General features: G+C 42.9%; 11 protein-coding genes. 4 read left to right on the top strand and 7 right to left on the bottom strand.

Going from position 1 to position 12,703, the window contains the following annotated elements; all coding sequences use genetic code 11:
- Positions 1-37 precede the first annotated feature (37 nt).
- From B1L02_RS04010 to B1L02_RS03990, 5 genes are all read right to left on the bottom strand, one after another.
- On the bottom strand, positions 38-1,261 hold the full coding sequence (locus tag B1L02_RS04010) for an aspartate kinase (protein WP_088530008.1): 1,224 nt from the start codon (positions 1,259-1,261) through the stop codon (positions 38-40).
- 7 nt (positions 1,262-1,268) lie between these two features.
- Complete coding sequence (alaS, locus tag B1L02_RS04005; RefSeq protein WP_088532239.1) at positions 1,269-3,872, bottom strand: alanine--tRNA ligase; 2,604 nt, start codon at positions 3,870-3,872, stop codon at positions 1,269-1,271.
- 4 nt (positions 3,873-3,876) lie between these two features.
- Complete coding sequence (locus tag B1L02_RS04000) at positions 3,877-4,365, bottom strand: regulatory protein RecX (protein WP_088530007.1); 489 nt, start codon at positions 4,363-4,365, stop codon at positions 3,877-3,879.
- Entirely contained in the window at positions 4,365-5,162 is a 798-nt protein-coding gene (locus B1L02_RS03995) for a BPSS1780 family membrane protein (RefSeq protein ID WP_088530006.1), read from the bottom strand. Before B1L02_RS03995 ends, B1L02_RS04000 begins: the two co-directional genes overlap by 1 nt.
- Before the next feature lie 241 nt (positions 5,163-5,403).
- Positions 5,404-6,030, bottom strand: coding sequence for a GTP cyclohydrolase II (locus B1L02_RS03990; RefSeq protein WP_088532238.1), 627 nt, complete (start codon positions 6,028-6,030; stop codon positions 5,404-5,406).
- 160 nt (positions 6,031-6,190) lie between these two features.
- Here B1L02_RS03990 and B1L02_RS03985 point away from each other — a divergent pair, with 160 nt between their 5' ends.
- Genes B1L02_RS03985 through B1L02_RS03975 form a run of 3 tightly spaced genes read left to right on the top strand, consistent with a single transcriptional unit; the run spans position 6,191 to position 9,394 of the window.
- Positions 6,191-7,414 (top strand): hypothetical protein, encoded by a 1,224-nt coding sequence (locus tag B1L02_RS03985; protein WP_088530005.1) that lies wholly within the window; start codon positions 6,191-6,193, stop codon positions 7,412-7,414.
- Positions 7,414-7,836, top strand: coding sequence for a hypothetical protein (locus B1L02_RS03980; RefSeq protein WP_088530004.1), 423 nt, complete (start codon positions 7,414-7,416; stop codon positions 7,834-7,836). The genes B1L02_RS03985 and B1L02_RS03980 overlap by 1 nt, the downstream gene beginning before the upstream one ends.
- On the top strand, positions 7,829-9,394 hold the full coding sequence (locus tag B1L02_RS03975) for a sensor domain-containing diguanylate cyclase (protein WP_088530003.1): 1,566 nt from the start codon (positions 7,829-7,831) through the stop codon (positions 9,392-9,394). The genes B1L02_RS03980 and B1L02_RS03975 overlap by 8 nt, the downstream gene beginning before the upstream one ends.
- A 69-nt stretch (positions 9,395-9,463) precedes the next feature.
- Here the strand turns inward: B1L02_RS03975 and B1L02_RS03970 are convergent, their stop codons facing one another.
- Positions 9,464-11,245, bottom strand: coding sequence for a DUF3413 domain-containing protein (locus B1L02_RS03970; RefSeq protein ID WP_223191930.1), 1,782 nt, complete (start codon positions 11,243-11,245; stop codon positions 9,464-9,466).
- 143 nt (positions 11,246-11,388) lie between these two features.
- Positions 11,389-11,895 (bottom strand): DUF3087 domain-containing protein, encoded by a 507-nt coding sequence (locus tag B1L02_RS03965; protein WP_088530001.1) that lies wholly within the window; start codon positions 11,893-11,895, stop codon positions 11,389-11,391.
- A gap of 168 nt (positions 11,896-12,063) precedes the next feature.
- On the opposite strand from B1L02_RS03965, the gene B1L02_RS03960 reads away from it, so the two are divergent.
- Positions 12,064-12,699: an energy transducer TonB gene (locus B1L02_RS03960; protein ID WP_088530000.1), complete on the top strand. Its 636-nt coding sequence runs from the start codon at positions 12,064-12,066 to the stop codon at positions 12,697-12,699.
- The last annotated feature ends 4 nt before the right edge of the window (positions 12,700-12,703 follow it).

Raw genomic sequence — 12,703 nt, 5'->3', positions numbered from 1 at the left:
AAATAAAAGTTCCCAGAAAAGTAAGCAAAAACTTCTTTTACTCAGTACTTTCCAATTCGAATTTGGCATGTAAAGCCCGTACAGCTAGCTCTAAATATTTTTCTTCTACTAGTACCGAGATTTTTATCTCTGATGTAGATACCAATAGAGTGTGAATATTTTCTTCGGCCAATGCCATAAAAAAGAGGCCAGCAACACCTGAATGAGATTTCATCCCGATGCCAACCGCTGAGATTTTTGCCACGTTAGCATTAACCTCTACCGTTGCGCCACCTAAATTTTGTGCATGTTGCGCTAAAACTTCTTCCGCCAGAATACAATCATTTGTGTGCACAGTAAAAGCATAGTCTATTTTTTTCTCACTGTGGTTCAAATGGTTAATCATATCGATTTCGATATGATGCTCACCGAGAAGAGAAAGCATATTGGCAAAGTTACTCGGTTTTGCATCTACATTTTTCACTAAGATAAGTGCTTCGTCTTTAACACTCGCTACCCCAGAGACCACTTTGGTGTTTTTCATCTTACCTTCCTCATAGCTAATTAAGGTGCCGTTATCAGGAGAAAACGAAGAAAGTACACGAAGCGGTACATTATATCGGCCGGCCGCTTCAACCGAACGGATCTGCAAGACTTTAGCGCCAACACTTGCCAGCTCCAACATTTCAGGAAAGGTAATATGTGATAAACGCCTCGCATGTGGCTCTATTCGCGGATCAGTAGTGTAAACACCGTCTACATCGGTATAAATTTGACACTCGTCCGCTTGCAAAGCGCCAGCGATTTCAACTGCTGAGGTATCTGTACCACCGCGCCCCAGCGTGGTGATATTACCTTCCTCATCACGCCCTTGAAATCCGGCAATAATGGTTATCCGATTATGCTCAAGCTCTTGCTTTAAGCGGGTAGTGTCAATTTCCATGATCCGAGCTTTAGAGAACATGTTATCAGTTTTAATGCCAACCTGATCAGCAAGTAAGCTCACTGCAGAGTGCCCACGTTTAATAATGGCCATCGCCAATAACGCGATAGAAACTTGTTCGCCGGTGGTGATCAACACATCTAGCTCACGAGAACTCGGACGTGCATCGATTTGTTGAGCAAGGGAAATAAGGCGGTTTGTCTCGCCTGACATTGCAGACAACACGACCACCACTTGGTGGCCTTGTTGTTGTGTTTTGATAACGTGTTCGGCAACCGCCTCGATACGCTCTATTGAACCGACCGAAGTGCCGCCAAACTTTTGTACAATCAGCGCCACTTGCTGATTACTGCGTTACTTCATTTAACCAAGTAGGAACACTGTTTAGTGCTGCATCTAGGTTTTCTGGTTGTGAACCACCAGCTTGCGCCATATCAGGACGACCGCCACCTTTACCACCGACTTGAGAAGCCATGTGATTAACTAGTTCACCTGCTTTTACCTGACCGACTAGGTCTTTCGTTACACCAGCGATTAGGCTTACTTTATCGCCATTTGCTACACCTAGCGCAATAACACCTGAGCCAATCTTGTTCTTTAGGTCATCGACCATGCCGCGTAGTGCTTTAGACTCGGTTCCTACAACATTTGCAACGAGTAATTTAATCCCATTCACTTCCATTACAGAGTCAAGTAGCGTTGCGCCAGCAGCACTTGCTAGTTTGTCATTTAGCTGAGCAACTTGCTTTTCAAGGCCTTTTGACTTTTCAAGTAGCGCAGATACTTTTTCTAGCACTGATGAAGTATCACCCTTAACCAAAGCCGCAATTTCAGAAAGCACTTGCTCTTGCTCATTAACATAAGCGATGGCATCAGCTCCCGTTACCGCTTCAATACGGCGAACGCCAGCTGCGATACCGCCTTCTGAGACAATCTTGAATAGACCAATATCACCTGCGCGTTTCACGTGTGTACCACCACAAAGCTCAATTGAGTATCCACCGATTGAGACGACTCGAACTTCATCGTCATACTTCTCGCCAAATAGCGCCATCGCACCTTTATCTTTGGCAGCATCGATATCCATCAACTCAGTTTGCAAAGCAAAGTTACGGCGAATTTCTGCATTCACAGCATCTTCTACTTGTTGCAGCTGTGCTTTAGTGACACCTTCAAAATGCGAGAAGTCAAAACGCAAACGATCTGGCAGTACCAATGAACCTTTTTGAGTAACATGGTCACCCAACAAATCGCGCAGTGCTTTGTGTACCAAGTGCGTTGCAGTGTGGTTTTTCTTCACTCGTTCGCGACGCTCTGCGTCAATACGCGCATCAGCTTTATCGTTAACACCTATGCGGCCAACCACATGACCATGGTGCGCAAATGCATTACCTAACTTTTGCGTATCCGTAACCACAAACTCGCCGTTAGCCACTTTGAGTACACCTGTATCACCAACTTGGCCGCCTGATTCAGCATAGAAAGGCGTGCGGTCAAGGATAACCACACCTTGTTCACCATCTTCTAACGTATTTGTGTGTTGACCTTCTTTAAAGATTTCAACCACAGTGCCGGTATAGTGCTCAGCGTCATAGCCTTTAAAGTCAGTGTTTTTATCAGACTTCAAGCGCTCGTTGTAATCTGCACCAAACTTGCCAGCCGCTTGCGCTTTTTTACGTTGCTCTTCCATACATGCTTGGAAGCCGCGCTCGTCGATCGTCATAAAACGCTCACGTGCCACATCTGCCGTTAAGTCTGCAGGGAAGCCGTAAGTGTCATACAGTTTAAACACTAAATCGCCTGGAATAACGTCGCCTTCAATACCAGCTAGACTTTCTTCTAGAATAGTTAAACCACGGTCTAAGGTTTTACCAAACTGATCTTCTTCGATACGCAATACTTTTTCGATAATCGCTTGTTGCTTCACTAGTTCAGGGTAAGCTTCACCCATTTGCTCAGCAAGTGCAGCAACTAACTTATAGAAGAATGCCCCTTTTGCACCGAGTTTATTACCGTGGCGAACTGCACGACGAATGATACGACGTAGCACGTAACCACGACCTTCATTCGATGGCATGACGCCGTCAGCAATAAGGAACGCACACGAACGAATGTGGTCAGCAACCACACGTAGTGATTTATCTTCTAAATCTTGAGCATCTGTTACTTTTGCAGCTGCTTTAATCAGCGCTTGGAACAGGTCAATCTCATAGTTTGAATGCACACCTTGCATAATTGCAGAGATACGCTCAAGACCCATTCCGGTATCAACCGACTGCATTGGCAGCGGTTCCATTGTGCCGTCTGCATGACGGTTGTACTGCATGAATACTAAGTTCCAGATCTCAATGAAGCGATCACCGTCTTCTTCTGGTGAGCCCGGAGGTCCACCCCAAATGTGCTCGCCGTGGTCATAAAAGATTTCAGAGCATGGACCGCAAGGACCTGTATCGCCCATTGACCAAAAGTTATCCGCCGTCGCAATGCGGATGATCCTGTCTTCAGGAACACCTACTTGTTTTGACCAGATATCAAATGCTTCGTCGTCTTCATGGTAAACCGTGACTAGCAGCTTTTCTTTTGGCAGCTTAATCACATCCGTTAAAAAGCCCCAAGCAAACTTAATTGCGTCGGTTTTAAAATAGTCACCAAAGCTAAAGTTACCTAACATTTCGAAGAAAGTGTGGTGTCTTGCGGTGTAACCTACGTTTTCAAGGTCATTATGTTTACCACCAGCACGAACACAGCGCTGTGAACTGGTTGCTCGAGTATAAGGGCGTTTTTCCGCGCCCAAGAAGGCATCTTTAAACTGCACCATTCCTGCGTTAGTGAACAGTAAGGTGGCATCATTACCCGGAATTAACGAGCTTGAAGGCACCACTTGGTGCTGTTGTTTAGCAAAGAAATCTAAGAAGCTTTGCCTGATTTGTGCGGTAGTCATATGCTGCATGTGATCATTCACCCTTTATTTCTTCTTGCTCTGCTGCAGTCATTGCAGCTTCAATTGCAAAATCTATTTCATCAAAACTAAACCCACGATAACTCATGTAGCGCACGCGCTTAGTTTTTTCTTTATATTCTATCGGTTGTGCACAAAGACCGTACTTTTTTTCATAGGTTTTTGCGGCTTGCATGTACCAATCAATTTCACGCTCTGCGATTAGCGCATGCAAAGTCTCTCGACTCACACCCTTTTGCCCCGCATCCATTAATACGCGCTTTTCTCCAAGTCCTTTCGCAATCTGCCGATTTAAAAAGCTTTCGGCATAACGGTCGTCATTAACGTAATCGAGCGACTTAAGCCAAGACACCAATTGCTCCGCGACTTCTGCTGTTGCCCCTTTTTGCAGTAGCTTTTGTGTTAATCCCGACTCAGAGTACTCTTGTCTCGACAACAACCAGACTGCATAGTTTTTTAGCTTTTTAACTTCTTGCTCATCCATTAGGCGTCAAAACGCCCTGAATCAGATTGAGAGGTGTTAGCTCCGTCATCGTTTTTCGTCTTTTCAACGATAATTGGCATAAACATCGCCTGAAACGAAACAAAAAAGCCGATCATAGCAACTGGCATGATAATAATGGCCGGGATCATCGACAGCGGTATAGACGCAACGATAAGCGCTGCGACGACTAAACCGTAAATACTCAGCGCTGCCATATTATGATAAAAAGCGGCAAGCGAGCACTTCATTGCGTGAAAAATGCGCTTTTCACCTTGGAAAAATACCTGTGGCACCACAAAAGCAAAGGCCATCATAATGACCGATTGCGCAATCACAAATACTGCAACTTCGGCAAAACTAATATTGCTAGTAATAAGCCTGATAAGTTCATTTGGATCGGTGTTTGGACCTACACTCTCAAGCGCAGTCGCCACATCACTAAACAGCACGCCAGCAACCATTGTCAGTAACAGCGCCCCAGCCATTTGATAAATACCCACTCGGAACAAGTTTAATCGGCGGCCTTTTGCTGCAAAAGGCTCAAAAATGTCTGCCAACTTTATTGGTTTATTGATCTGTTTATTGATAACGGCAAGATAGAAGCCTGCACTTAAGAAAGGACCAGACAAGGCAGCGATAATATGAAAAATAGGTGCGAACAGGGGTAATAGACTTACTACCGCCATAAAAATGTACATCAGCATGAAAGTCATAGGCTGGGTTTTGAAAATTGCCCACCCGGCTTTTAGCCACTGCACGCCCATGCTTGCTTTGAATGTTCTAATTGGTGTCGACATAGTCCACTTAATTTAAGCTATAACGTCTTTGATTATACTGATTACCGCGTCGAGTGAAAAGGCATGAAAGGCGGATTTGTCAGCGCTTTTTAGCATATTTTAAGCAAATACTGGCGGTAGACGTAACCTACTTGGACATCTTAAGTTTGAAGGGATAGGAAAGAGAATAGAATGTTTGATATGACAAGCCAACCGAAGCACTTATCTAGTCGGCTTGTTATGATAAGCATAGACGCTTAGGCTAATCCGCTTTTGATATCTTTTTGATATCCAGCATGTGTGCTCCGTGTTGGATCTTCGTTTTTAGATACTGTTCATTACCAGAAACCCCAGCCTTAACATGCGCCTGAGTGCCAACTACCTCATCGACGGTAATGCCCGCTTCTCTTAACGCCTTTAGCTTTCTTGGGTTGTTCGTCATTAACTTAACGTGGTTTAATCCGAGCGCCTGAAGCATCAACACGGCATCAGAGAAATCTCTTAAGTCATCTTCAAAGCCGAGGTGATTGTTTGCCTCGTAAGTGTTCATCCCTTGTGATTGCAATACGTAAGCATCGATTTTATTGTACAGCCCAATGCCACGACCTTCTTGGCGCAAATATAACAAAATGCCGCCTTGTTCATGCATCGCCTCGATACATTCATTTAACTGTTCGCCACAATCACAACGAGAAGAATGAAAGACATCGCCGGTTAAGCACTCAGAGTGCATACGAATTAGGGGAATTTGCTGCTGACTGTCTGCGCTATTAAATACCAGCGCAACATGTTCTTGGCCATCTTTTAGCCCTGAAAAAGAAACTATTTCTGCAGGGATATTACTATGCTGCCCTACATTCAGCCCGACTCTCGCTCTTACTTCTGCCACGTCTAAATCTTGCCTAATGTGATAATATAACAATATGCTACCATAACTGGGATATGGTGTCTCTAAGTTCATTATACAAGGCCAAGGCGGACATCGCATTGGTAAATGTCAAAATTCGAACTAGGCTATATAAAAAGGAAAGTAAAAACGTATATATCTCATGCGCTCTGTTTTTATTTGTTTGCTGTTTTTAACTACATTCAGTTATGGCTCTGACATCGATTTCAGTGGCTTTGCTACGCTTAAAGCGGTTAAAACAGATTCCCACACCGCCAAAATCAGAGAGTCCATCTCGCAGCCAACAGGTGTGGCCAAAGATGAACTCGACTTTTCATTTTCTTCTCTGGGATTACAAGCCGAGTGGCATGCAAGTGATAATCTTGAGCTCGTCGGGCAGCTGCTTTTGAAAAAACAGCAAAATAGAGAAGTAAACAACGCTATTAAGCTTGCTTTCTTACGCTATAATTTAAACTCAAACTGGCAAATCCGTGCGGGTCGTACTGGTTTAGACTTTTTCCTGATGACCGAGTATCGAGATATCGGTTATTCAATGGATATGGAACACCCTCCTGTCGAGTTTTATTCTATTATTCCTCATCAGAACTTGGATGGCGTAGACCTTCAGTATCGCGTGCCTCTAGAACAAGGTATCGCAAGTATCAAAGCTTATTGGGGACGATCCGAAGCGCCAATCTATAGCGATATCGACTTTTATTGGAATGTAGAGCTCAAGTCTATCGTTGGTATAGTCGCGCAATACGAAACGTTAAACTGGCTGTTTAGAGCCAACTACACAACGACTAAATCCGCCAATGAGCATGAGCAGCAAAAGTTATTGCGTGATGCTTTAGATCAGGTTCCATTGCAAATTTGGCCGACCAAAAATGAACTGATTGATTCTTTATATATTATTGATAAGCGCTTTACCTACAGTGCGCTCAGCATGAGATACGATGACTCAGACTGGCTAATACAAAGTGAAATATCGTTAACAGACTCAAACTCTAACATCCTCAGCCATCTCAAGGCGGGATATGTTACCTTAGGCAAACGCTTTGGCTTAGATACTGTCTCTTTTACTTATTCTGTCGCTGAATCAGATAATGAGACAATGATTGAAGCTGGACCATTAGCCCCATCACCGGAATTACTATATCTCTATGAAGAAGCCTCAACATACTCTGGCTTTTATCAATTGGATCAGAACAGCACCTCTTTAACATGGCGGCGCGAACTCAGCCCAACACTCGCATTGAAGTTAAACTGGAAACACACTTCCACAAATCACCTACCCAGTGCTTTCTACCTTCACAATATAGAGCAATTTAGTGACCCAGACCTTTCGTTTAACACCTTTACGCTTAGCTTTAATTGGGTGTTCTGATGAAAAGGTTACTTATTGTTGTTTTTTTCCTGATTTCTTATCCGATCTCAGCAACCGCCGATATTGCCGTCGTCGTCAACAAAGATAACCCAACCGATTCTATATCACAGCGTCAACTTATCGATATGTACATGGGAAAATACGTTGCCTTTCCTAACGGTGATATAGCCGTGACCTATGACTACGAAAAATCACACCCACTAAGAGGCCCTTTTTTTTTAGCACTGACAGGGCGCAACGAGAGCCAAATCAACGCCTATTGGTCGAGAATAAAATTCAGCGGTAAAGTTTCTCCCCCACAGTCATTTTCTTCACCATCAGCTATACTTGAAAATATAAGAAATACGCCAAATGCAATCGGCTACGTTCCAGCGGACTTTGTGACGGGTGATGTGAAGGTAATCTATCAAATCTATGACTAAGTATGGGTTGATCGTGCGACTGGCACTCGTGCTTGTTGTCTCGACTTTTATTTTTTCAATGCTTTACGCTAAGTTGTATCACGACCATATTTTTGAGCGTGAACTTCGGCGCTCTAATACTATTATCGGGCAAATCGGCCAAACCGTTTCGTCTTCTTCCTCTATTGCTACTTATCTCAATGACAAAGACCTTGCTGTAGAGGTCATTAATGGCCTAGTCAGTAACGACGTTATCTATTCAGCTGCAATAAAAAGTGAAGAAAAGTGGCTCGCTCAAAGCGTAGGATTTAAACCGCAAAATGCCACCATTGTTAAGCTTAATCATCCATTTTTATTGAGTGAAATCGTTGGTGAGATCTATATACAACCAAACTCTGTTTTTATCGAGCAAAGTGCTAGAGATATCGCCCGCTCAAGTGTTCAAACCTTGTTGGTCGTCATTATCCCTATCTTAATCATATTCACTGTAGTTACGCATTTCATAGTTACTAAACCTCTGAGTAACTTAAGCAGTCAAATTGCTAGAGTTATTCCCGGGACGCCTTTGAATTTAGTCGTGCCAAAAGGACATAGAACGAGTGAAATCGGCGATATTGCGAGTAATGCCAACCAGCTTATCGCAAAAACCGCTTCCATGTTTGAACAAGAGCGGAAGTTGCGAGCGGATATTGAAGTACTTGAGAAGCGCTTTAGACTCATGTTTGAACGCTCATCTTCTCCAACTTTACTCGTAAAAGACAAAGGTGAAGTGATCTTAGCTAATGATGCAGCTTGTGATTTACTTGCAGGCATGGCGATTGACCTTGATGAATATTTTCCTGAGAGTTTCGGTCGCTACTGCAAAACACCGGATATTCTCTACACTTTTACGGAGCATACGTTAGAGCTTAATCAGCCAACTCAGTCAGAGTTTGAGTTTATTAACCCCTTGACCGAGCAACCTGTTTGGCTAAGTGTCATTATGCTTAGAGTGGAAAGTAGCGGACAATTCTACTTACAGGTGTTTTTATCGGATATCACGCTGAGAAAAACCGTGTTTCAAGAACTCAATAAAAAGGCTAACCGTGATAAGCTAACTGGCCTTTACAATCGCCATGGTACTGAAATCAAGATCAACGAATGGTTAGATAACGAAATCCCATTCAGCTTATTTATTCTTGACTTAGATGAGTTTAAACCCATCAATGATATTTATGGGCATAACGCAGGTGACGCCATGTTAAAACACATAGCCACCCAAATTAGTACTCAGGTTAGAGAGCAAGATGTGGTTTGTCGCTGGGGAGGAGATGAGTTTTTGATTGCCTTGCACTGCGCTAAACAGGAAAAATTACAACGCATAGCTGAAAACTTACTTGAGGCAATCAACACCGAGATGATTTGGCAAACGCCAGAAGGGAAACCGCTTCCACTACGAGTTGGCGCGAGCATCGGTATTGCAAGCTACCCAAGGGATGCCGTTGAGCTAAGCCAATTAATTGAATGTGCTGATGTCGCCATGTATACGGTTAAAAAAGATAAGAAAAACGCTTTTCAGTTCTACTCGTTAAGCGCTTAGTTATTATATCTCGGGTTAGTGTGTACTGATGCACAAAGCGGCCCACCAGCACACTTAACCCACCTTTATCTACTGAAAGTGACTGATCTGTTGCATCGCCTCTTGAATATATTCAAAATTTGGCTCGTGCTTGGATGGCTTGTTAGTTTTATCAAGTGTCTCATAGATTCCCATGGGCGAGACTTCTACAATTTGCTGCTTACTCACAACCGCATATTTATTGTAGCTGCTAAGTAGTAACCAATTTCTCTCTTTGACTGGTCCGGTTAAGTTATAACCCGTAATATAATTTTCAGGCGTGTTTTTGACCCCTAAGTATTCACTCATCAACCTTGGTACCACATCTAAGTGACTGGTTATTGCGTTTGAGGCTTGCCAATGTTGCCACTTTTCGCTTTTTGGCCCAACAACAATAAACGGCACCTTTATCTGTGGCTCAGTAAAATTACTATTGTGTCCCCAGTAGTTAAGCTTGTTGTCATTAAGCTCTTCACCATGGTCTGACGTGACAATCACAAGTGTATTTTCGATATCAAGCTGCTCTAGTACAGTTGCAGCGAGGCTATCTACATAATGGGCACTGGTCAAATAACGATTTAGAATTGGCTTTCTATCATAGTCGTTGTCCAATAACATATGGTTGATGGGTCCGTGCATCGGCTCAAATCCAGCTTCATAACCTTCAGGAACTGCGTAACCATGTATTGCATCATAGAAAATAAAACTAGATGAAGGCTTATTTGGATCTCGCTTTGCATACCAAGAAGACCAGTTTATAGTGACCTGCTTATCTCGTGCTAATACATCATCGCCTTCTGTATGCGTTTTTAGACCCTCAACGCGAGCAAAAACGGTTTCATTAAACTCGGGACGAATAAGTTGTGCAGACGAAAATACCCCAAATTGATAACCCAAATCGCGCATTCTGTCCATTAATAGTGGGGTTGCTCGATTATTGTAAATGTCCTGCCAAGCGGTGCCAGGCAAGCCATAAAACAGCCCTGTAACCCCTGTGCGTGTAGAATTACCAGTGGAGAAGTGTTGATTGAAGGTCACTCCCTGTTGTGAGAATCGCCAAATATTGGGAGTAACTTGCTCTTTGAAAGCATCATACCGCCATGAATCCAGTACCACAAAAACAATATCGAGAGACTTTTCAACTTGCTCTACTTCAATATGTTGTAAAGGATAATTAAACTGCCCCTGATGCAATGACATTGATTTTTGTTGTGCTAGTGCCTCCTCGTCAACAAAACCATATTTCCGCATGAAGGAATTTGCTGTAGCAGGTTTAAAAAATGGCAAGTACTTGCTGAACCCTGTGATCGGTTGATATATCGTCGCACTCGCCCAAGCATGAATTGTATTGCTCGCCAACAGTGCAATAACGGTTACACTGGTAAATTTTCGACCAAAGCGCAACTTCATCACGGCACGGGGCTTACTCAGCCACGTTGACAGGTAAAACTGGAAGACAAATATTAAAACAAAAATAGCAATTGCTTGAGCCCATGCAATTGGTGAGAACTCAATAACTTGCCCTGCAAGCAACATATCGACAATAACGCCGTTGATATTAAACTTGTAAAGCTCAAAGCACAAGCTATTTGCAATCAGTGCTACGAAAAACAATGCATAAAATAAAGCAAGACATGCGGATCTCACTTTATTTGACTGTAACCATACTATCGGCATAGCGACAAAACTCACTAAAGCTGTGAGTAAAGCCATATGGCTCCACGTTGATACAGAAACGTAAAATAATGTCAGTCCTTTATAATCGACAGGATTGGTATTGACAACATTATGGTAATTAAGATTGAAAAAAAAGAGTTGATAAGAACCAACCAACCGAACTGGTGAAACCGATGACGCAATAGCACAGTCTAGCTTGTTCCTCTAATAGAAAAATAGACTATTATATTACCGTTCTGACACATTAGTGTCACATTAAAAATTGTGAAAAAGTTTAACGCCGAAACATACCTGCTTTGTTAGTACTTTTTCAACATGGTTTCTTTATAGTTTTCTGCTTTTATTTCAACTTGATACTTGTTAGCCAGTGAATCTAGCTCTGCTTGCCACATCGCCAAATCATCCATCGTTATGGTGTTATCGTCCAGCTGCCACAGTTGACGAGACCCCGCATAGCTATACTGAATCGCTGTCATCGCATCCACATCCCCCTGCTGTGCAGCCTGTTTTAACTTCGCCATTTTACGGGTGATTTTGTTCAATGATTGTTTTAAATCCCACACATAACTAACTTCGGTCATAAAGGGGTGCGCTTTATGCTTTTTGAGTACAAACCCAATGACAATGCTGGTCACTAGCACGCCGGTTAAATTCCAATGAAAGTGGCTGCCATCTGAGTCAGGAAATAATTGGATTAATAACTGAGCAATCCCTAAACTACCGACTGTTAGCGCCACAACGCAAGCGACAATAACCTGATTTAAATGTTTGCGATAACGCGCCTTGTTGATCTCAACTAACTTCATAACAACCTATGATCACGAAAAATTAAATAATGTACTCTGTTCTTCGTGCATTGTAATCCATGGCCTGTAGCCAAACCAAGATACATATCAAAAAAATCTAAAAACTTTCACCCCGTTTCAGTTACCCAAACGTTCTATTTACGAAAACAACATAACGGGGATAAAATCATGACGACAGTAGCCACTCTTCAACAGCCTAATTCAGCAATTCCCAAACTCGCACTATCACTCGTTGGCGCAGTTATTATTACTTTTACCACCTTTGGCTTTATGCAAAAGTTAGTTTCACAAGAATTAACACGCCCTATTGTCGATGTAGAAGTATTTGATCTTACTATTGCAACGGATAGAGAGGACTCTCCAGTAGAAGAAAAAAGGGTAATGCCTGAACCACCAAGACCAATGATAGCTCCGGTTAGACCGACTGAAGATATCGTTGAAACAGGTAACAATCTGCAAATTAGTAGCGAGACGCCTAGCGTAGATTTAGGTAAATTCACTAATACAATGACGTTGCAGTTCTCCACTGATGGGCAAGCGACTCCACTTGTTAGAAGCAATCCTAGCTATCCGCCTGCGGCTGCGAGAGAGGGAGTGGAAGGTTGGGTAGAAATGGAGTTTGCCATTTCTCCACAAGGCGAAGTAATTGATGTTAAAGTGACAAATGCGGAGCCTAAACGAGTATTTGAGCAGGCAGCTGTAAGAGCACTGAGGAAATGGAAATACAGACCACTTATTGTTGATGGAAAGCCACAACCGCAGTACGCTCAGCGCGTTGTATTAGAATTTACATTGGAACAGTAACACC

This window comes from Pseudoalteromonas piscicida (genome assembly GCF_002208135.1).
In the GTDB taxonomy this organism is placed as follows: Bacteria; Pseudomonadota; Gammaproteobacteria; order Enterobacterales; family Alteromonadaceae; genus Pseudoalteromonas; species Pseudoalteromonas piscicida_A.
The sequence above is the reverse complement of the archived record's forward strand: the minus strand, read 5'-3'. Positions and strand labels throughout refer to the sequence as shown.

Bases quoted from the DNA above. Each gene is read 5' to 3' on its own strand.
- B1L02_RS03995 (WP_088530006.1), bottom strand. From the start codon at position 5,162: ATGTCGACACCAATTAGAACATTCAAAGCAAGCATGGGCGTGCAGTGG.
- B1L02_RS03965 (WP_088530001.1), bottom strand. From the start codon at position 11,895: ATGAAGTTAGTTGAGATCAACAAGGCGCGTTATCGCAAACATTTAAAT.
- alaS (WP_088532239.1), bottom strand. From the start codon at position 3,872: ATGCAGCATATGACTACCGCACAAATCAGGCAAAGCTTCTTAGATTTC.
- B1L02_RS03980 (WP_088530004.1), top strand. From the start codon at position 7,414: ATGAAAAGGTTACTTATTGTTGTTTTTTTCCTGATTTCTTATCCGATC.
- B1L02_RS03975 (WP_088530003.1), top strand. From the start codon at position 7,829: ATGACTAAGTATGGGTTGATCGTGCGACTGGCACTCGTGCTTGTTGTC.
- B1L02_RS03985 (WP_088530005.1), top strand. From the start codon at position 6,191: ATGCGCTCTGTTTTTATTTGTTTGCTGTTTTTAACTACATTCAGTTAT.
- B1L02_RS03960 (WP_088530000.1), top strand. From the start codon at position 12,064: ATGACGACAGTAGCCACTCTTCAACAGCCTAATTCAGCAATTCCCAAA.
- B1L02_RS04000 (WP_088530007.1), bottom strand. From the start codon at position 4,365: ATGGATGAGCAAGAAGTTAAAAAGCTAAAAAACTATGCAGTCTGGTTG.